The sequence below is a fragment of the Streptomyces sp. NBC_01451 genome, from assembly GCF_036227485.1.
Lineage (GTDB): Bacteria > Actinomycetota > Actinomycetes > Streptomycetales > Streptomycetaceae > Streptomyces.
On sequence record NZ_CP109479.1, the window covers coordinates 4,227,811 to 4,247,832 of the forward strand.

Below are 20,022 nucleotides of genomic sequence, written 5' to 3' on the forward strand. Positions count from 1 at the left end.
ACCCATACGAGTGAACCGACCACAAAAAGCCCCCCGCCGCCCCGCACCGGCCCGCGACCCTCGTCTCCATGGGGACCAGCGTGCTCAGCCTGCGGATAGACGGGGAGCTGCTCGACCGGCTCCGGGACCATGCGGCGAAGAGGGGGATGAGCGTGCAGGACTACGTGGTCCGGACACTCGTCCGCGACGACTTCGACGAGCGGTTCCAGACCGCCGTCGAGGAGACGGAGAAGTTCTACGGGGTGCCGTGAGCGGGGCGCACGGCCCCGCCGAGCGGCCCAAGAGCCGCCTCGTAAGCTGTGCGCATGGCGAAGTGGACACCGAAGCACGAGGCGCCGGAGCCCCTGGAGGGCCCCGTCGTCGCCACCATCACGGGACTCACGATCCTCTGGTTCGTCCTCTTCCTGGCCCAGCTCCCCTTCTACGGCTGGTACGAGGACCACGACCACGAGTGGTGGGTCTGGACCTGCCTCGCGGGCACAGCACTGGGCCTGATCGGCATCTGGTACGTCCGGGGACGGGACGCGGCGATCAAGAGGACGCAGGCGGAGCGTTCCAGCCACTCCAGCCCGTCTGGGGGTCCCTCCTCCGAGGGAGATTGAGGACAAGGCCCGTTCAGGGCCGCAAGGGGGGTCTGGGGGCGCAGCCACCAGGAAGGGGACGGGAAGGGTAGGGGCGGCGGGGGCGAACCCAACAACCGTGCCCCCCATCCACTTACCCACCGAACCCCTACGCACCCCCGACTACAACCACCGCACCACTCTTCACCCCACCTCTCCTCCCCAGGTCGGATCTTTGCCGCCCTCACCGGGTGAAGCCGCAAATCCGCACGTACCGTCGAACACATGACGCACATCGATGCCGGCGCCGAACTCGATCCTGTGCACCCCACCCCACCGCCCGCCCCCCTGCCCAGCGCCACGCCGGGCAGGGACGCCCCACCCCGCGCCCGCGCCCACGGCCTGACCCCCGCCGAAGTCGCCGACCGCGTCACCCGCGGCGAGGTCAACGACATCCCCGTGCGCAGCAGCCGCAGCATCGCCGAGATAGTCCGTGCCAACGTCTTCACCCGGTTCAACGCGATCATCGGCGTGCTCTGGCTGATCACGATGTTCGTCGCCCCGTTCCAGGACACCCTGTTCGGATACGTCATCCTCGCCAACACCGGCATCGGCATCATCCAGGAGTGGCGGGCGAAGAAGACCCTCGACTCCCTCGCCGTGATCGGCGAAGCCAGACCCACCGTCCGGCGCGACGGCGTCGCCACCGAGGTCAGCACCTCCGACATCGTCCTCGGGGACGTCATCGAGATCGGCCCCGGCGACAGGATCGTCGTGGACGGCGAGTGCGTCGAGGCCGACGGGCTGGAGATCGACGAGTCGCTGCTCACCGGCGAGGCCGACCCCGTCGTCAAACAGCCCGGCGATCAGGTCATGTCGGGCAGTTTCGTCGTCGCGGGCGGTGGCGCCTTCACGGCCACGAAGGTCGGCCGCGAGGCGTACGCGGCCCAACTCGCCGAAGAAGCCTCCCGTTTCACGCTCGTCCACTCGGAACTCCGTACCGGAATCTCGACGATCCTCAAGTACGTGACCTGGATGATGCTGCCGGCCGCGATCGGCCTGTGCATCACCCAACTGGTCGTCAAGGAAAACGACTTGAAGGACTCGATCGCCCGTACTGTCGGCGGCATCGTCCCCATGGTCCCCGAGGGCCTCGTCCTCCTGACCTCCGTCGCCTTCGCGATCGGGGTCATCCGGCTCGGCCGACAGCAGTGCCTGGTGCAGGAGTTGCCCGCGATCGAGGGCCTCGCCCGCGTCGACACGGTCTGCCTGGACAAGACCGGCACGCTGACCGAGGGCGGCATGGACGTGACCGAGCTGCGCCCCCTCGACGGCGGCGACGAGACGTACATACGGCGGGTCCTGGGCGCGCTCGGCGAGTCCGACCCCCGCCCGAACGCCTCCCTCCAGGCCATCATCGACGCGTACCCGGACAGCGAGGACTGGCGCTGCACCGAATCGCTGCCGTTTTCCTCGGCGCGCAAGTACAGCGGAGCGTCGTTCAGCGAGGGCAACGGGGAGACGAGCACGTGGCTGCTGGGCGCCCCGGACGTACTGCTTTCCCCCGAGGCCCCGGCCCTCGCCGAAACCGACCGCCTCAACCGGGCCGGCCTGCGCGTCCTTCTCCTCACCCGCACCACCCGCGAACTCGACCACCCGGACGTGGCCACCGGCACCACCCCCACCGCCCTGGTCGTCCTGGAGCAGCGCCTGCGCCCCGACGCGGCGGACACGCTCCGCTACTTCGCCGAGCAGGACGTCGACGCGAAGGTCATCTCGGGCGACAACGCGGTGTCGGTGGGCGCGGTGGCCGGCAAACTGGGCCTGACCGGCGCGACGGTCGACGCCCGCCAACTCCCCTCCACTCAGAGCGACATGGCTCAGGCGCTCGACGAGGGGACGGTCTTCGGCCGGGTCACCCCGCAGCAGAAGCGGGACATGGTGGGCGCGTTGCAGTCACGTGGACACACGGTGGCGATGACGGGCGACGGCGTGAACGACGTACTGGCTCTGAAGGACGCCGACATCGGCGTGGCCATGGGATCTGGCTCGGAGGCGACGAGGGCCGTGGCCCAGATCGTCCTCCTCAACAACAGCTTCGCGACTCTGCCTTCGGTGGTCGCGGAGGGCCGCAGGGTCATCGGGAACATCACCCGAGTGGCGACGCTGTTCCTCGTGAAGACGGTCTACTCGGTGCTCCTGGCCGTCCTGGTGGTCTGCTTCCAGGTCGAATACCCCTTCCTCCCACGCCACTTGACGCTGCTCTCCACCCTGACGATCGGCGTCCCGGCCTTCTTCCTGGCCCTGGCCCCCAACAAGGAACGCGCGAAACCCCACTTCGTACGGCGGGTCATGCGCTACTCGATCCCGGGCGGTGTGCTGGCGGCAGTGGCAACCTTCGCCACCTACCTGACAGCCCGTCACCACTACACCGGAGAGGGCTCGCTGGACGCGGAGACGAGCGCGGCGACCCTCACCCTGTTCCTGATCTCGATGTGGGTGCTGGCGATCGTCGCCCGTCCCTACACGTGGTGGCGGATCGTCCTGGTCGCGTCGATGGGCGCGGGTTTCCTGCTGGTGCTCGTCGTACCGTCGCTCCAGGAGTTCTTCGCGCTGAAGCTGGTGGGCGTGACGATGCCGTGGGTCGCGGTGGGTATCGCGGCGGTGGCGGCGGCCACCCTGGAGGTCCTGTGGAGGTGGGTGGACCGCCGCTTCCCCGCGTAGTTCTCACCGGTACCGGTTGTGCGGGACAGGGCTTGCCTCTTGGCCTACTTCACGTCGATGAAGTCCGCGGCGGCGCTCGCGCCCACGGTGGTCGCGGTGCCCGCGAAGACGTAGCGGAAGAAGCCGTCGGCGGTCGCCTTGACGGTGGTCTTCAGGTCGCCCTTGGTCGTCGTCTTGATGGTCTTGACGACGGTGTAGGTGCTGGTGCCGTTCTTCCGGAACTGCAACTGCACCGGCTGGGTCGCGTACCCGGTGTAGTTGGGCCCGTCCCAGTTGGCGCGGGTCAGCTTGCCGGTGACGGTGATCGTCCTGCCCTTGACGACGGGCTCCGGCGTGGCGTTGACCGTCAGCTTCGAGAGGCGCCGCACGGTCGTGGTGCCGAGGTCGCCCTGCTGGGCGATGCCGACCTTGGACGGGTCGAAGGTATCGCTCTCGGGGTCCTGCCCGTTGAAGGCGATGGCCAGGGCACCCGCCGTCCAACGGGCACCGGCGTCGGTGTTGGTCAGGTCGCCCTCGCCGGGGTAGATGTCGAGGTTGGCCTTGCAGTTCGCGGTCGTCGTGGACGTCGCGGTGCAGGTGCCGGCGTTCTCACCGAAGATCACGTTCTCCGGCTTCGCGAAGTCGCCCCGGTACAGGTACGGGCCGCTGTCGAAGTCGGAGGCCTTGATGTCGACCTCGGTGCCGTGGGTCAGCGTGTAGGTGACCGGAACGACGAGGTGACCGCCGGCGCCGGCGTTGATCGACTTGGCGACCTTGAGGTTGGAGAAGGAGACGTTCAGCTTGTACGGCTCGGCGGCGGCGACCGGCGAGGTGACGAACGCCGTCTTGCCGCCGGTCCCCAGAATCTTCGCGACGGTCGCACGGTAGGCGGAGTCGCCGCCGGAGGCGTGGACATCGGCCTGCGCGGCCGGCACGGCGAGAGCGGAGAGGGCCAGGGCGCCGGAGACGGCGGCCACGGTGGCACGTATACGCATGCGTGTTCCCCACATGGAGAAGGGACCCGACGGCGACCGTCCGCATGGCGCGCGCTCGCCCCGGGGCCCGGGTGATCGTGGAGCCTGATGGCCCCCATGATCAGATTCGTCACGGGAGCGGTTGGTTGTGCGCAGGGGACGTAATTTTGCGCACCCCTTACACATGGATCCGCCGCCGGCCCCGAGAACACGGGGGCCGACGGCGGTTGCACGAACTTCGCCCACCCAAAGGACGATTCAGGTGATCCGGGCGATTCAGACCACTTGGCGCCGGTACGGGACCTGCGGCGCTGGGCCTGCCGCTCGCCCCCTCGCCGGGAGCCGCGCGGGCCGGGTCGCGTCCGCGCGGGTGCGGTCAGTCGACCGCGCGCATTACCAGCCGCACGACTCCCATGACTCCTCGCCCGATCCACCCGAGCAGACCTGTCTCCACAGCCAGCTCGGCAGCGTCCGCGGCCGTGTCACCCCGGTCCGACCGGGAAGGGCACCGGGAACAGGAACGGGGCCAACGGCGCTTTCCCGCACCGCACTTCCTGCACACCGCCATGACTTCGGCCCCTCCCTGACTCCGCTTACTTCACATCGATGAAGTCGGGCGCGGCACCGAGGGCACCGGTGGTCGCCGTCCCGGTGAAGACGTACCGGAAGTACCCGTCGACCGTCGCCTTGACGGTGGTCTTCAGGTCACCCTTGGTCGTCGTCTTGATGGTCTTGACGACGGTGTAGGCGCTGCTGCCGTTCTTCCGGAACTGGAGCTGCACCGGCTGGCTGGCGTAGCCGGTGTAGTTGGCGCCGTCCCAGTTGGCGCGGGTCAGCTTGCCGGTGACGGTGATCGTCTTGCCCTTGACGACGGGCTCCGGGGTGGCGTTGACCGTCAGCTTCGCGGCACGCAGGAGGTTGGGGCCGGCGATGAGGTCCTTCTCGACGACCCCGACCTTGGTGGCGTCGAAGTCGTCGCTGCCGAGGTCCTGACCGTTCCAGGCTTCGGCGTAGGCGAACGCCTTCCACTTTCCGGCGCTCTCGTTGTACAGGTCCCGCGTCGGGTGGATCACGATGGACTGGGTGCAGTTGGCGACGGTCGCCGACGCGGCCGTGCAGTGGGCCCAGTCGTCGCCGAACAGCCCGAAGTCGGAATCGACGTACGTGGCGCCGTAGTACAGCTCGACGTCGGTGAAGAAGTCCTCGGCGGTGATGTCGACGTCGGCGCCGTGGGTCAGCGTGTAGGTGATCGGCACGGTGATCGTGCCGGTGATGCCCGCGACGATCGACCTGCCGTTGTTGATCTTGATGTTGGAGAAGGAGGCGTTCAGGGCGTACGGCTTGCCGGGATCGTCGGCGGCGGCCGAGGCACTGAACGCGGACTTGCCGGAGACGGCCCGGCCGGCCTCAAGAATCTTGGCGGCATCCGCGCGGGACACAGAACCGTCGGCCTGCGCGGCAGGCACGGCAAGGGCGGAGAGGGCCAGGGCGCCGGAGACGGCGGCCACGGTGGCACGTATGCGCATGCGTGTTCCCCAGTTGGAGAAGGGGGGCCCGACGGTGGTCGTCCTCGCGGCTCGTCAGCACACCTGGGGCCCAAGTGATCGTGGGGTCAGTTGACCCGCATGCTCAGATCCGTGACGGGCGGGAATGGTTGTACGGGTGGTGCGGATTTTCGGACCGCTTCACATGTGATGTCCGTCACGCTTGAACCACCCCGGGCTGAACCTACGACCGGAGAAGACGTTGGCCCCGCCGGAATCCCTTCCGCCGGGGCCAACGTCGTACCGCCTGTGAATCGGAGGCGTCTACTTCACGTCGATGACGTCCCCGACCGCGTTGATCGGCGCAGTCGTCGACGAGCCCGCGAAGGCGTAGCGGTACGTGCCGTCGACCGACGCCTTGACCGTGGTCTTCAGGGCGCCGGCGGCACCCGCCTTGATGGTCTTGACGGTGGTGAAGGTGGTGGCGCCCTTCTTCTTGAACTGGAGCGTCACCGGGGCGTTGACGTAGCCCGTGTACTTGCCGGTGTCCCAGTTGGCACGGGTCAGGGTGCCCTTGACCGTGATGGTCGCGCCCTTCCGGACCGGCTCCGGGGTGGCGTCGGTGTTGAGCTTCGAGTGGAACTTGATCTGGGTGGTGCCGAGGCCGCTCTGGGTCTTGACGCCGCCTTCGTCCGTGGTGGAGATGGCGACGGCGCCCACCTTCCACGTACGGGCGTCGGTGTTCCGGAGGTTGGCCTCGTCGCCGCCGGCGTGCAGGTCGATGAAGCCCTTGCAGCTGGCGGTGGTCGACGAGGTGGCCGTGCAGGTGCCCGGCTCGTCGCCGATCAGGCGGATGTTGTCGACGCTGAGGGAGGCGCCGACGTAGAGGGCCGGACCGGTGAGGAGGTTGTCCGAGCCGATGTCGAGGCCGGCGGCGTGCTTGAACGTGTACGTCACCGGCACGGAGGTCGTCGCCGCGGCGCGGGCGACGATCGGCTTGCCGTTGTTGACCGTCACCTTGGTGAAGGTGACGTCGGGAGCTGCCGCCGGGGCGGCCTGCGCGGCAGGCACGACGAAGGCGGAGAGGGCCAGGGCGCCGGTGACGGCGGCCACGGTGGCACGTATGCGCATGCGTTTCCCCAAGTGGAGAAAGGGGGCCCGGTGGTGCGCGTCCGTACGGAGTCCGTCCGCACGGCGCGCAGTCGCACCCGGGCCCGAGTGATCGGGGAGTCTCTTGACTCGCTCACTCAGATCCGTGACGGATGGGAATGGTTGTACGGAAGTTGCGGAATGTTGTGCGGAACACAGGGATTTTGTGTTCGCATTACCGTCTTTGTGCGGCGATGACGAGCCGATGACCCGGCGCGGAGACCACTACAGCCTCCGCGCCGCCCCACCAAGCCTCTTGCCCCCGCCTCAGTCGAACCAGCGGTCCCGCGCCAGTTCCGTCGTCCTCGACGGGTCCTCGATGAGCGCCGCCACCTCGAACCGCCGCGGCCACTGTCCGGCCGCCCAGGCGAGCCCGGCCGCGACGCCCTCCAGAGTCGAGGCGTGGACCACGCCGTCCCGCGTCCGGCGCCAGTCCAGCTCCACGCCGTCGACGACGAGCTCGTCGTGCTCGACGTACGTGGCCGGGGTCGCCGGACCGAGCAGTACCCGTACCGACTCCGGTACGTCGTGCTCCGCGCCCTCGGACGTCACCTCGCCCGTCACCGACTCGCTCAGCCGCCGCACCTGGAACAGTTCCGCCAGCTCGGCGGCCCGCGCCGGGCGTACGGGGAGCAGCGGCACCCCCGATGTGAAGGGCAGCAGGTCGGGTGAGTCGACCACCACGGCGTCCGCCGCGTCCACCACCTCGATGTGCCCGTCGACCACGGCCCGCAAGTCGTCGGGCAGCGTGACCTGTTCCGGGTCGAGGTCGGCCAACGCCCCGTAGAGGGCGTGCAGTTGGGCGCCGCTCACCTCCCGCTCGGGGTCGGCGAGGCGGTCCAGCAGTTCGGCGGCGCCGCCCGGCTCGTCGAGGAGGGCGGCCACCGACGTCCGTACGCCCAGCGCCCGCAGCACCTGCTCGTCGTCGAACCCGGTGGCGTCGGCCTCCTCGTACAGGCCGCGCAGGAGCGGGTCGCCGCCCGCCGCCAGGAGACCGGCGGGCCTGCGCCCGTCCAGCACCGGGTTTCCGCGCAACCACCAGGCCGTGTACGGCCGTACGAGTTCATGCGTGCCGTCGGGCAGCAGGACGCGCACCGGCTGGACGATCGCGTCCCGCAGGGGCGGCTGGGCGAGGAGGGCGAGGGCCTGGGGCCAGCGGTCGTCGTCCACGAGGTCCAGGTCGCGTACGGCGACCAGTTCCGTGGCGACGGGAGGCACCGGCGAGTCGGGGAAGCGGTCGAGGATGTCCTCGCTCCACACGTCGACGGCGTCGAGCAGGCCGGGGTCGTCGGGTTCGGCGAAGTCGCTGTCCCGGGGCTCCAGTTCGTCCGGGTCGAGGACGACATCGGTGGCGCGTACGAGGGCGAAGGTCGCGAGGACACCGCAGGCGGCCAGCGGCTGCTCGCCCCACCTGTCCGCCAACTCACCGTCCACCGTGGCCAGTTCACCTTCCCGGATCACCTGGGCGAACGGGCTGCCGGGCAGGACGAGTTCACCGGCGGGGGACAGCTCGCCGTCCTCGTCGGGGAGGGCGAGGGCGCCGAGCCAGGGCTCGTCGCCGGGTTCGAGGTCCGCGTCCCGGACGAGGGCGAGGACCGTGTCGGCCAACTCCTCGGCGTCCGGGGTGCCTTCGTCGTCCCATGACAGGCCGACGGAGTCCTCGTCGAGGGAGGCGGCGACGGCGGCCCGTACCTGCGGGGTGGTGAGGACGGCGCGCGGGGTGGCCGGGAGGGCGCCGAGCTTCTCCAGGAGGGGGTGGGCGGCGTCCGGGTGGGCGACCTTGAGGCCGAGGCGGGCGAGCGTCTCGGGGGCGGGGCCCTCCACCTCGCCACCGATGGGCAGCAGTACCTGGCGGGGGCCGATGGTCGTACGCCCGTCGGCGAGCGGCACGGGCAGCCCGGTCAGCCGGTCGGGGTCGACGCCGGCCAGGCTGTCGTACAGCCGGTGCCACCACTCGGGCGCCTTCTCCAGGCCGGCGAGCCGGTCGACGGCTTCGGTCAGGGGAACCCGGGCGACTCCCAACGTCCGTAGTTCCACCCGGCGTTCGAGCCCGGCGGGCAGCAGCGTGGGCAGCACCTCGGCGAGGACGCGGACCGTCTCGACCCCGGCGCCCTCGACGACCTCCGCGTCCCGGGGGCGCAGGGCGGAGGGCAGTTCCTCGTCGTCCCCCGGGTCGAGTGCGGGCGGGAGGAAGGCGGTGCGCGGCAGCCGTTCCAGGATGGCCTGGCGCAACTGCCCGTCCAGCTCGCTCTTTCCCAGCGGGCCGGGCACGAGCGCGATGATGCCCTCCCCCACCGGGTGCCAGTCGGCGAGGAGTTCGGTGTACGCGTCGGCGGCGCGCCCCACCAGGAAGTCGGTGAGCGGGCCGGGCGCGGCATGCCGGCGGGCGGTGTCCAGCGGGAGCGAGGCGATGAGCAACGCCGGTACGCCCAGCGGTTCGTCGCTCGGTGTGGGCGCGTGCACGACGGGGCTGGTCCGGGGCGGCACGGGAGCCCCGTCCACGTCGACGGGCACGGCCCAGGTGACCGACCAGTGCGGACGCAGCCGCTCCTCGACCGGCCGCCCGGCCAACAGGGCGGCCTCCAGGGGCCCGTGCGCGGAGACGGTACGCCAGCGGCTCGTACCGTCCCGGGAGTCCTCCACGAGGGTCAGGACGCCGTCTGTACGCCGGTTGAGGGTGCGCGTCTGCTCCCCCGCCTCGATGACGACCTCTTCGAGACCGGGCAACGTCAGCAGAAGCGCGTCGTCGACGCCGTTCAGCAGCCGCTCCGCGAGAGCCTCGGCGGCGGTGTCGCGCAGCGGGAGGATGACGGCCGTGTCGTACGGGGTCGGCGCGGTGCCCTCGGCGGCGAACGGCAGCCGGAGGAGGGGTACATGGCCGTCGCGCCGCCGGATCTCGTCACCGAGTCCGGGGCTGTGCCGGGCGGTCTCGGCGGCCAGCTCGCGGGCCTCGGCGAGCGCCCACCGCACACCCCCGTGCCGGCCGACGACGGCGGGCTCGTCGCTGACGGCGAGGACGGCGGCGAAGCCGACGCCGAACCGTCCGACGGCGGCCGTCCCCTTACCCCCCTCGACACCCTCGCCGTCCCTGCCCTCCTGGGCGTCCCGCTTGGCCGAGGCGCGCAGGGTCGACAGGGACTCGACACCGGTGGCGTCCAGCGGGGCACCGGTGTTGGCGGCGACGAGGACACCGTCGCGGAGGGTGAGCCGGAACCTGCCCGGCACCCCGGCCCGCGCGGCGGCGTCGGCGGCGTTCTGGGCAAGCTCGACGACGAGCCGGTCCCGGTAGCCGCCGAGGACGAGATCCTCCTCGGCGTTGGCGTCCTCACGGAACCGGGCGGGGCTGGTGGCCCACGCGTCCAGAACGCCCCGGCGCAGACGGGCCGTACCGAAAGGATCCGAGCCCTCAGCTGCCGGTCGCACGAACTTGCTCACGTACGTTCACTCTCCTCATCGGCGTGAGCAAGAAGGTACCCCGCGCCGGGCGGGGCACCCGCCCACCGGCCCCGGTCGGCCCCAGGGGACGCACACACCCCACGCATCCCCGCACATCCCGGGAGACGCAAGAGAGACACAAGGGGGACACAACGGGGACACAAGGCCTGCACCGGCGCCTTTACCATTCCCAGCGGATCGCGCCCGAGGCGGCGCCGGTCCGCGAACCAGGTACGCGGTACCTGTTCCTGAGGGGGGATTTCCGTGTTCGTGCTGTCCATACTGCTGCTCATAGCGGCGGTCGTGCTGTTTCTCGTCGGCCGTGGCCGGGAGACCGGCGGCTGGAAGGTCGGGGCGGCGCTCAGCGCCGTCGCGGCCGTGCTGGCCGGTGTCTTCTCGTGCGTCCATGTCGTGCGCGCCTACGAGGTCGGGGTACCGGTGACCTTCGGCAAGGTCGGGGAACCGCTGACCTCCGGTATCCAGTTCAAGTCGCCGTTCACCGACGTCACGTCCTTCTCCACCCGTCCCGTGGACCTCGACATGTACGGCAAGGACGTGGTCGAGGTCCGCTCGGCGCAGGGCGGGGTGCTGTACGCGGACGTCACCATCAAGTGGGCCGTCATCCCGGCCAGGGCGGTCGAGCTGTACCGGCTGGCGGGCAGCGAGGAGGCCGTCCAGGAGCGGCTGGTGGTGCCGGACAGCCGCGAGATCATCCGTAACGTCTTCGCGAAGCACACCAGCGAGGAGGGTTACGCCTCCGCCCGCGAGCAGATCGGCTCGGAGATCGCCACCCTCGTCAAGGCGCGGCTGGCACCGCGCGGAATCGACGTCACCAACGTCAATCTGCGCAACGTGAAGCCGTCGGACAAGCTCCAGGAACAGATAGACAAGAAGATCCAGCAGGAGCAGGACACCGAGCGGGCCGTCGAGGCGGCGCGTACGGCCAAGGCGGAGGCCGAGCGCAAGCGGATCGAGGCGGAGGGCATCGCCCGCGCCAACGGGATCCTCTCGAAGTCGCTGAGCGACAAGGTGCTGTACAACCAGTGCCTGGAGGCCTACAAGGAAGCCGCCAAGTACAACGCGGTGTACGCGGTGCCGTGCGGCACGGACGCGAACGGCACCCCGGTCATCGTGGACAGCACCAAGAAGTAGTCGGCCGGAGCCCGTAGGAAACGACCCCGCCGAGCAGGCCTCGGCGGGGTCGCGCACTCTCCAGGAACCACCTGCCGGGAACTACGAGTGCCCGAGGTCCGCCGTGTCCCCGTCCGCGTCCGTCCCGCCCACCGACACCGATCCGGAGTCCGCCGCGGGCCGCAGGGGGAACGGGTCCACCATCGTCTCGTCGATGACGTGCGGCGGCGGAACCGGCGGCTTCGGCATCACCGCTGCCTCCGAGTGGCCCCCGCAGCCGTACGCCAGGGACACCACACGCCCGTCAGCCGGGGCGAACTCGTTCGTACACACACCGAACGCCTGTCCGAGCGACCCGCCGATCGCCACGAGGAACCCGCAGCTCACGCATGTCGCCGGCGCGGCCTGGGCCATGGGCGTCGTGGGGCCGTACGCGTCCTCCCAGCGGTCGGCGGCGCTGTGCAGGCCGTACCGCGACAGGACACGCGCCCTGCGCATGCCCAGTTCCTCCGCCACCGCCGCGATGGAACCGCGCGCCGGTACGACGGTGAAGCGGGCCGGTGAGCCCGGCGTGATGTCCGCGTCCTCGGCCTCCGCCAGATCCGCGGCCAGTGCCACCGAAGCCGCGGCCGACCCCAGTACGGAGTTCGGCAGGGGCTCGTCCTCGCCCGAGTAGCCGGGCTCCAGACGCAGATCCTCCGCGTCCGTCGGGAGCAGGTCCCCGGGGCCCATGTCCCCGGGGCGCAGACGCTCGCTCCAGGGCACCCACTCCGGGGCCTGGAGGGCGTCGGGGCCCGGCAGGAGCACCACTTCGTTCAGGGTGACCAGCTTGGCCCGGGACGCCCGGGCGACCGTCACCGCCCAGCGCCAGCCCCGGTAGCCGAACTCCTTGCACTCGAAGAAGTGCGTGACGACACGGTCGCCTTCTGACATCAGGCCGGCGTGTTCACCCACCACGCCTGGCGCCGCCGCATCCTCCGCCGCCGAAAGGGCGAGGTCGACGGCCTCGGCGCACAGGCGGTCGGGGGTGCGGCTTCGCGTTGTCGCTGCGCTCACAGGTATCGCTTCTCTCCTACGCCGTCTCACGAGTGCGCCCGTCCCGACGGGGTGCGATCGGTTGCGAACGGAGCGGACCGGAGGACCGCGTCAACGTTCACGCCCGATCGCGCTCGGGCGCACCTACGTCATCCATTCTGCGGGATGGCCGAGAGGCGCGCGGCCGAGAACAACCGCCACTGCGCGCTACGCACGCTACCTTCTCCAGCGCCCGTGGCCCACACCGACGGGACGGTTCGTGGCGACCGACATCCAACCGTGGCAACTCCGGCCCCCCTTCCCCTGGTCCTTCTCTCGCCTCTCGCCCCACTCTTCCCAGCCCTCGATGGCCGGAAAACACCCCACCGAAACAGTCCGGGAGAACTCCGGGAGATCTCCGGCGGATCCACTGGGAGATCTCCCGGCGGATCCCTGAGGCGCGCCGGGGCCGCCTAGGGGCCGCCCTAGGGGCCCCCGGTGCACCCGAGGGACGCCCGGGACAGGTCTGAGGGACCCTCATACGCCGCCGAGAGACCCGCCCAACCCCGTTCTCCCCCACCCCACTCGGCCCCTATACGCGTGGTAACCGCACTAGGTACGCCGTTCTCGGGGCACTATGGCGGGGTGGCAACCGAGAGGTCGCCCCACGGCGCCACCGGGACCGGTGGGACCCAGGGGCACAACCGGAGCGGCACCGGCACCAAGAGCGGCCGGCGTGGCGTACGGGACCGGATGAACGGGTCCGTACGTGCGGTCGGCCGCGCCCTGCACTTCCCGGTGACCGGTACGGCCCGGGGCATCCGCAAGGCCACCCACGCGCACGGGGCCGGAGAGTCCGGGCTCGGCAAGCTCATCGAACTGCACGCGGTGAACGGCGCCGGCGACGTCATGATCACCATCGCCCTCGCCTCCACCGTGTTCTTCTCCGTCCCCACCGACGAGGCACGCGGGCGCGTGGCCATCTACCTCGGCATCACCATGGCGCCCTTCACTCTCCTGGCCCCCGTGATCGGCCCCCTCCTCGACCGGCTCCCGCACGGCCGCCGCGCCGCGATGGCCGGCGCGATGCTCGCCCGCGCCCTCCTCGCCCTGCTGCTGGCCGGCGCGGTCGCCACCGGCAGCATCGAGCTGTACCCGGCCGCGCTGGGCGTCCTGGTCGCCTCGAAGGCGTACGGCGTGGTCCGCAGCGCCGTCGTACCCCGTCTCCTGCCGCCCGGGTTCTCCCTGGTGAAGGCCAATTCGCGGGTCACGCTGAGCGGGCTGCTCGCCACCGGTGTGGCCGCGCCCATCGGCGCCGGACTCCAGGCCATCGGCCCGCGCTGGCCGCTCTACGGCGCCTTCGTGATCTTCATCGCGGGTACGTTCCTGTCCTTCACGCTCCCCCACAAGGTGGACTCCGCCAAGGGCGAGGACATCGCCCTGCTGGCCGCCGACCCTGAGCATCTGCACGGCCCGCACCGCCGCGAGACCCTGCGCCGACCGGGCCTGCGCACGGTCGGTACGGCCGTCACGCACGCCCTGGCGGCCAACGCCGCCCTGCGCTGCCTGTCCGGCTTCCTGATCTTCTTCCTCGCCTTCCTGCTCCGCGAGCATCCGCTGACCGGGGAGAGCGCCGCGTGGTCGCTGGGCATGGTCGCCGTCGCGGCCGGCGTCGGCAACGCGCTCGGTACGGCGGTCGGGGCGGCCGTGAAGCAGCGTGCGCCGGAGCTGATCGTCGTGACGGTCGTCGCCGTGGTCCTCGGCGCGGCGATCGTGGCCGCGGTCTTCTTCGGCGCCGCCCTGGTCGCCTGTCTGGCCGCGGTCGCCGGGTTCTGCCAGGCCCTCGCCAAGCTGTCCCTGGACGCGCTGATCCAGCGGGACGTCCCCGAACACGTCCGCTCCTCCGCGTTCGCCCGCTCGGAGACACTGCTCCAGATGGCCTGGGTGCTCGGCGGCGCGATCGGCATCGCACTGCCGCTGGTGGGCGAGCTGGGCCTCGGGGTGGCCGCCGCGATCGTCGCCACGGGCTGGCTGACCACCGTCAAGGGCCTGGTCGGCTCGGCCCGCCACGGGGGCCGGGCGCACCCCCGGGTCGCCTGACACCGCTCGGCGGGGGCCGGGACCGCACCCGCCGGTGCCCGGCACGCCGTACCCACGTGACAACCGTGCCGCGGGTGCCCGATAGCCTTCGGCCATGACCTCGTTGCGTTCCGCTTCCACTGCGCGCCGTCGCCGCGCTGTTGCCGCCGTCGGCGCCGTTGGTGCCGGACTGCTCGTCCTGTCCGCCTGCGACAAGCCGACGCCGATCTCCACGATCACCGTCGGCACCTCCTCGGTGAGCTCGGAGGCCTCCTGCTACGCCGACGGCGACGGCAAGGAGCTGAAGACGGCCGAGCTGACGGAGTGCCTCAAGAAGGACACCGCCAAGGACGCGGACATCAAGAGCATCAAGGTCGACCCGGACGAGAACGTGCGCTTCGGCGTCGACCCGAAGATCGCCGACGAGGGCTGGACGATCCTGCTGAACGGCAACCCGCTGACCGACTCCAGCACCAAGACGTACCGCACGATCCCGGGCAGCGTGTTCTTCAACGCCCAGTACGGCGCCCAGGGCGACTCGACGCTCGTCTCCATCAAGGAGGGCGAGAACAACGTCAAGGGCGTGTGGTCGTTCCGGCTGAAGAAGGACTCCTGACGATCTCGGGGGTACGAGTCCTCGTCGCCACCGCGGTCCCCGCCGAACGGGACGCGGTGGCACAGGCGTTCGATTCCGCTGAGGGCAACACCACCGACCCGACGTTCGACGTCATCGCCGCGGGAGTCGGTCCCGCCGCCTCCGCCGCGGCCGTCGCCTCGGCGCTCACCGCCGCCGCCCTCAGCGGCACCCCGTACGACCTGGTCGTCTCGGCGGGCATCGCCGGTGGTTTCCAGCCGCAGGCGCCGGTCGGCTCACTGGTCGTCGCCGACGAGATCACCGTCGCGGACCTGGGCGCCGAGACCCCGGACGGGTTCGTCCCGGTCACCGCGCTCGGCTTCGGCGCCGTCACCCACCGTCCGCCGGAATCACTCGTACGGGATCTCACGGTCGCGACCGGCGCTCTCCCGGGCGCCGTACTGACCGTCTCCACCGTCACCGGCAGCGCCGAACGCGCCGCCGAACTGGGCGCCCGGCACCCGGGTGCGCTGGCCGAGGCGATGGAGGGCTTCGGGGTCGCCGAGGCCGCCGCCGCGCACGGTGTGCCGGTGCTGGAGATCCGGGCCGTGTCCAACCCCGTCGGCCCCCGCGACCGCGCCGCCTGGCGCATCGGCGACGCGCTCACGGCACTGACGGACGCCTTCGGGAAGCTCGCCCCCGTACTGGAGAGTTGGAACCCGCATGAGCACCGACATGAGCACCCCCGTGACCCCGCGAGCTGAACACGCGCTGCGGATCGCGTACTCGCCCTGCCCGAACGACACCTTCGTCTTCGACGCCTGGGCCCATGGCCGGGTGCCGGACGCGCCCGCGCTCGACGTGACGTTCGCGGACATCGACATCACCAACGGCATGGCCGAGCGCGGCGAGTTCGACGTACTGAAGGTGTCGTACGCCGTGCTGCCGTACGTCCTCGACGAGTACGCGCTGCTGCCCTGCGGGGGCGCGCTGGGGCGGGGCTGCGGGCCGCTGGTGCTCACCCGGGAGGCGGGGGCCGACCTGACCGGGCGCACGGTCGCGGTGCCGAGCGAGCGGTCGACGGCGTACCTGCTGTTCCGGCTGTGGGCGGCCGACACGATCCCCGGCGGGGTCGGGGAGGTCGTCGTGATGCCGTTCCACGAGATCATGCCCGCCGTGCGGGACGGGAAGGTCGACGCCGGGCTGGTCATCCACGAGGCGCGCTTCACGTACGGGAACTACGGGCTGCACCGGCTCGCGGACATGGGCGAGCACTGGGAGGCGACGACCGGGCTGCCGATCCCGCTCGGCGCGATCATCGCCAAGCGGTCGCTGGGAGCCCGGACGCTGCACCTGCTGGCCCGGGCGGCCCGGACGTCCGTACGGGCCGCCTGGGACGACCCTGAGGCCTCCCGGGCCTATGTCCTGGAGCACGCGCAGGAGATGGACCCGAAGGTCGCCGATCAGCACATCGGGCTGTACGTCAACGAGTTCACCGCCGACCTCGGCGAGGACGGCTACGCAGCGGTGCGAGGGCTGCTCACACGCGCGGCGGCCGAGGGGCTGGTGCCGCCCCTCGGCCCGAACGCACTCGATTTCCCCTAGGAATCTCCGGAAACGCCTTACACGTCACACGTCCAGCTGGTCGGCGACCGCCCGCAGCAGGCCCGCGATCTTCGCACCCGAGGTCTTCTCGGGGTAACGGCCCCTTTCCAGCATCGGCGTGATGTTCTCCAGGACGGTCGTCAAGTCCTGGACGATGGAGGCCAGTTCGTCGGGCTTCTTGCGCTGTGCCGCCGCGACCGACGGGGTCGGGTCCAGGATCACGACGGAAAGCGCCTGGTCACCGCGTTGGCCGGCGACAACCCCGAACTCCACGCGCTGGCCCGGCTTGAGGGAATCGACTCCGGCGGGCAGTACCGAGGAATGGACGAAGACGTCACCGCCGTCATCGCGGGAGAGAAAGCCGAAACCCTTCTCACTGTTGAACCACTTGACCTTGCCGGTGGGCACGTCTGTTCCTCGTCCTCATACTCGTCGGAAAACTGCTTCGGGCTGCTTGAATCTGCTACGAAGTGCTTCGAAGCGCTTCGAACTGCTGGCGGGAAAACGGGTCTTGATAGCACTTGGGCGGGTCGTGAGACCCGCCGGTACCAAGGCTAATGGTCCGCAGGCCGGTGACAAGACGTCGCCGGGTTGTTCCTTCGGGCAGGGAACTACCCTGGTCGAGTGCGTGACAAAACCCAAACGAATTCCGCCGCGGCCGGAGATCGGCTGATCCGTGTCGGTGCCATCGTGTTCTTCGTCGGTGCGGTGGCCACTTTGGTCACCGTGGCCCCATTCCTCCTCGGGGCGAAGCCATTCCCGACGTTCATGTTCGGCTTGAGCATGCTGATGGGCGTCGGCTTCCTTGTCGCGGGCGCCGGGGTGCTCCGGTCGGTGGCCGAGGGACGCCGTCAGGCGCGGGCGGCCGTCGCGTCCGAGTAGCCGGGGTCTCCCGGGTCTCCCGGGTCTCCCAGGTCCCCCGGGTCCCCGGGATAGGAGGCCAGCCAGGCCGGGAAGTGGGTGAGGTCGTCGAGGACGACGTCCGCGCCCGCCGCGCGCAGCTCAGCGGCGTCACAGGGCCCGGTGGGCACGGCCACCGACAGGGCACCGGCGGCCCGGGCACCGCGTACGTCTCCGACGTGGTCGCCGACGTACACGCTCGCGCCCTGCTCGCGCAGCGCCACCGCCTTCTGCTCGGCCCACAGGTTCCCGATGACCGCGTCGGGCTCGATGCCGAGGTGTTCGAGGTGGAGCTTGGCGTTCGGCTCGTACTTGGCGGTGACGACGATCGCCCTTCCGCCGGACTCCCGCACGGCCGCGATGGCCTCGCGGGCGCCGGTCATCGCGGGGGTCGCGGTGATGGCGATGGCCGGATACATCGCCCGGTAGAGGTCGCTCATCTCCGCGATCCGATCGGCCGAAAACCAGTGCACGAGCTCGTCCGCGAGGGGCGGACCGAGCCGGGTGACGGCCAGATCGGCGTCGATGTACGTGCCCGTGCGCTCGGCGAGCGCCACGTAGCAGGCGTGGATGCCGGGCCGGGAGTCGATGAGGGTCATGTCGAGGTCGAACCCGACGGTGAGCGCGCCGGAGGGTGTCGGCAAGGGCATGGATGTCATATGCACCATTGTGCGGGAGCAGGCAGGGACAACGGCGACAGCGACCGCGGGCCCACCCGGCCCGGACACCGAGAGCGAAGGAACGCCCAGCGCTGACGCGGCCGGCGCGAGGACGCCCAGCGCTGAAGCGGTCAGCGCGAGGCCGGCCCGAACGGGCACTGGGAGCGCGGGGATGCTCGGCGCGAGGACGCCCAACGCGCACGCGGCCGGTCCGGGAGCCGGGAGCGCAGGAACGCCCGGCGCGGAGACGGTCAGCTGGGAACCGGGAGCGCAGAGGCGATCAGCTCGGAGGCGGTCAGCGCGAGGACGCCCGGCGCGGTGACGCCCGGCGCGGTGACGCCCGGCGCGGTGACGCCCGGCGCGGTGACGCCCGGCGCGGTGACGCTCGGCGCGGATGCGGCCGACGCGGATGCGGCCGACGCGGATGCGGCCGACGCGGATGCGGCCGACGCGGATGCGGCCGACGCGGATGCGGCCGGCGCGGATGCGGCCGGCGCAGGCAATAGGAGCACAGGGACGGCCGACGCGGACGCCGGGAACGCGGGAACGCCCAGCAGGTGCCGGTCAGCGCGGGCCGGTCGGCGTGGTGCCCGTCAGCGTGGGCGTTGGGAGCGCCAGGTGAGGTACAGGGCGGAGATGATCGCGGCGCCCTTCACCACCCATGGCCAGGTCTGGCTGAGGGCCTCGTTCATGTGGCCCTCGGCGATGGGGGCGCCCCAGCGGCCCTGTGCGCGGCCCCAGAGCCAGCCCGCACCGGCCGCGACCGCCGCTCCGGGCAGGTAGACGACCGCCCACTTCGTCTCGGCCTGGGAGAGCCGGCGCGAGGCGTAGGCGATGGCCCAGCCGATGAGGAGGGCGTAGACGCTGCCGAGGACCGCTCCCGCGACGAGGAGGCCGGCGGCGAGGAGGAGCAGCGGGTTGCTCCAGGTGCCGGAGAGGAGGGGGAGGCGCAGTCGGCGCCGTCGTCGGCGGGGCGCGTCCGGGACCTCGCCGGCGTCATCGCCTTCGGCAGCGGACGCCTCGGCCTCCTCGGCCTCGACTGCTTCGTCCTCCGGCTTCGGCTTCTGCGGCTTGGGCGGCGGCTTGAGCAGGTCGGGGATCTCCACCCCGCCGACGAACCCGGCCGGGAGACCGTCCGCGTCCGCGAGCGGGCCCCTGCGGCCCGCCAGCCACCAGTCCGCGTTCCCGAGTTCGTCGGTACCCGCGAGATGGGGCGGGGCGGGGTCGCCCCCGGAGGGGAACGGGGCGAACGGCTCCGCGGCGTCCGCTTCCTTGCCGGTCTCCGCCGGACGCAGGCGCGGTACGAGTCGCCCGAGCCCCTTCCCCTTGCGCGGCGGGTCCTCGCGGTCACGCTGTACGGGTACGGAGGCACGCGGCGCCTCGGGCACCTCGGGCTCGCCGGGCGCACCTCGGCCGGGACCCGCGCCGGCCACGACCTCGTCGGGGGTGCCGATGCGGTCGAGGATGCGGCGTACGGAGGCGGGGCTGTCGACCGGGGCCTTGGCGCGGCGCCGGTCGATCTCCGTGCGCAGCCCCGAGACGAGACGCATCCGCTCGCCGGACGGCAACTGCCGCTGCTGGGCCAGGTCTCCGACCCTGCTCAGATACTCGTAGACGACCTGGTCGCTCTCGATACCCACGAAGCCAGACGTTACCGGCATCTCCACCGAGCACGGGCGGCACCTCTTCGGCCCGGCCGGCGCCCTCAGCCCGTCCGGGGGTCCCCCCTCTGGGGGAGATTGTGGACGAGGCCGC

At 71.2% G+C, this 20,022-nt stretch carries 18 protein-coding genes; 9 read left to right on the forward strand and 9 right to left on the reverse strand.

Features of this window, described 5'->3' with window-relative positions; all coding sequences use genetic code 11:
* The first annotated feature begins 68 nt into the window (after window positions 1-68).
* The 3 genes from OG595_RS18290 to OG595_RS18300 all read left to right on the forward strand — a co-directional run bounded on the left by OG595_RS18290 (window position 69) and on the right by OG595_RS18300 (window position 3,284).
* A complete protein-coding gene (locus tag OG595_RS18290; RefSeq protein WP_164317481.1) occupies window positions 69-251 on the forward strand; it encodes a ribbon-helix-helix protein, CopG family in 183 nt (60 codons plus the stop codon).
* A 54-nt stretch (window positions 252-305) separates the two neighbouring features.
* Window positions 306-602 carry a DUF2530 domain-containing protein gene (locus OG595_RS18295; protein WP_329273430.1) on the forward strand — a complete coding sequence of 99 codons (297 nt, stop codon included), beginning with the start codon at window positions 306-308 and terminating at the stop codon, window positions 600-602.
* A 243-nt stretch (window positions 603-845) separates the two neighbouring features.
* A complete protein-coding gene (locus OG595_RS18300) occupies window positions 846-3,284 on the forward strand; it encodes an HAD-IC family P-type ATPase (protein WP_329273431.1) in 2,439 nt (812 codons plus the stop codon).
* Between the two features lie 44 nt (window positions 3,285-3,328).
* On the opposite strand, the gene OG595_RS18305 is transcribed toward OG595_RS18300, so the two are convergent.
* The 4 genes from OG595_RS18305 to OG595_RS18320 all read right to left on the reverse strand — a co-directional run bounded on the left by OG595_RS18305 (window position 3,329) and on the right by OG595_RS18320 (window position 10,305).
* Window positions 3,329-4,258, reverse strand: coding sequence for a hypothetical protein (locus OG595_RS18305; protein WP_329273432.1), 930 nt, complete (start codon window positions 4,256-4,258; stop codon window positions 3,329-3,331).
* A 572-nt stretch (window positions 4,259-4,830) separates the two neighbouring features.
* On the reverse strand, window positions 4,831-5,763 hold the full coding sequence (locus tag OG595_RS18310; RefSeq protein ID WP_329273433.1) for a hypothetical protein: 933 nt from the start codon (window positions 5,761-5,763) through the stop codon (window positions 4,831-4,833).
* 282 nt (window positions 5,764-6,045) lie between these two features.
* Window positions 6,046-6,852, reverse strand: coding sequence for a hypothetical protein (locus OG595_RS18315; protein WP_329273434.1), 807 nt, complete (start codon window positions 6,850-6,852; stop codon window positions 6,046-6,048).
* 285 nt (window positions 6,853-7,137) lie between these two features.
* On the reverse strand, window positions 7,138-10,305 hold the full coding sequence (locus OG595_RS18320; protein ID WP_329273436.1) for a sacsin N-terminal ATP-binding-like domain-containing protein: 3,168 nt from the start codon (window positions 10,303-10,305) through the stop codon (window positions 7,138-7,140).
* Window positions 10,306-10,569: 264 nt separating this feature from the next.
* Here OG595_RS18320 and OG595_RS18325 point away from each other — a divergent pair, with 264 nt between their 5' ends.
* Window positions 10,570-11,457, forward strand: a complete 888-nt coding sequence (locus OG595_RS18325; protein WP_329273437.1) for a prohibitin family protein — start codon at window positions 10,570-10,572, stop codon at window positions 11,455-11,457.
* 81 nt (window positions 11,458-11,538) lie between these two features.
* Here OG595_RS18325 and OG595_RS18330 read toward each other — a convergent pair whose 3' ends face one another.
* Entirely contained in the window at window positions 11,539-12,492 is a 954-nt protein-coding gene (locus tag OG595_RS18330) for a DUF3027 domain-containing protein (RefSeq protein ID WP_329273438.1), read from the reverse strand.
* Between the two features lie 603 nt (window positions 12,493-13,095).
* On the opposite strand from OG595_RS18330, the gene OG595_RS18335 reads away from it, so the two are divergent.
* The 4 genes from OG595_RS18335 to OG595_RS18350 all read left to right on the forward strand — a co-directional run bounded on the left by OG595_RS18335 (window position 13,096) and on the right by OG595_RS18350 (window position 16,708).
* The gene (locus tag OG595_RS18335; RefSeq protein WP_329273439.1) at window positions 13,096-14,550 is read left to right on the forward strand and encodes an MFS transporter; all 1,455 of its coding nucleotides are present in this window, start codon (window positions 13,096-13,098) and stop codon (window positions 14,548-14,550) included.
* A 94-nt stretch (window positions 14,551-14,644) separates the two neighbouring features.
* Window positions 14,645-15,145: a DUF2771 domain-containing protein gene (locus OG595_RS18340; protein ID WP_329273441.1), complete on the forward strand. Its 501-nt coding sequence runs from the start codon at window positions 14,645-14,647 to the stop codon at window positions 15,143-15,145.
* On the forward strand, window positions 15,115-15,867 hold the full coding sequence (locus tag OG595_RS18345; RefSeq protein ID WP_329273442.1) for a futalosine hydrolase: 753 nt from the start codon (window positions 15,115-15,117) through the stop codon (window positions 15,865-15,867). Before OG595_RS18340 ends, OG595_RS18345 begins: the two co-directional genes overlap by 31 nt.
* Entirely contained in the window at window positions 15,827-16,708 is an 882-nt protein-coding gene (locus OG595_RS18350; protein WP_329273443.1) for a 1,4-dihydroxy-6-naphthoate synthase, read from the forward strand. Before OG595_RS18345 ends, OG595_RS18350 begins: the two co-directional genes overlap by 41 nt.
* A 24-nt stretch (window positions 16,709-16,732) precedes the next feature.
* On the opposite strand, the gene OG595_RS18355 is transcribed toward OG595_RS18350, so the two are convergent.
* Window positions 16,733-17,116, reverse strand: coding sequence for a cold-shock protein (locus tag OG595_RS18355; RefSeq protein WP_006380984.1), 384 nt, complete (start codon window positions 17,114-17,116; stop codon window positions 16,733-16,735).
* 216 nt (window positions 17,117-17,332) lie between these two features.
* Between OG595_RS18355 and OG595_RS18360 the strand changes: the two genes are divergently transcribed.
* Window positions 17,333-17,590, forward strand: a complete 258-nt coding sequence (locus OG595_RS18360; RefSeq protein ID WP_329273444.1) for a hypothetical protein — start codon at window positions 17,333-17,335, stop codon at window positions 17,588-17,590.
* On the opposite strand, the gene OG595_RS18365 is transcribed toward OG595_RS18360, so the two are convergent.
* From OG595_RS18365 to OG595_RS18375, 3 genes are all read right to left on the reverse strand, one after another.
* Window positions 17,560-18,267 (reverse strand): HAD family hydrolase, encoded by a 708-nt coding sequence (locus OG595_RS18365; RefSeq protein ID WP_329273446.1) that lies wholly within the window; start codon window positions 18,265-18,267, stop codon window positions 17,560-17,562. The genes OG595_RS18360 and OG595_RS18365 overlap by 31 nt on opposite strands.
* Before the next feature lie 251 nt (window positions 18,268-18,518).
* Complete coding sequence (locus tag OG595_RS18370) at window positions 18,519-18,779, reverse strand: hypothetical protein (protein ID WP_329273448.1); 261 nt, start codon at window positions 18,777-18,779, stop codon at window positions 18,519-18,521.
* An 81-nt stretch (window positions 18,780-18,860) separates the two neighbouring features.
* On the reverse strand, window positions 18,861-19,907 hold the full coding sequence (locus OG595_RS18375; RefSeq protein ID WP_329273450.1) for a hypothetical protein: 1,047 nt from the start codon (window positions 19,905-19,907) through the stop codon (window positions 18,861-18,863).
* Between the last annotated feature and the right edge of the window lie 115 nt (window positions 19,908-20,022).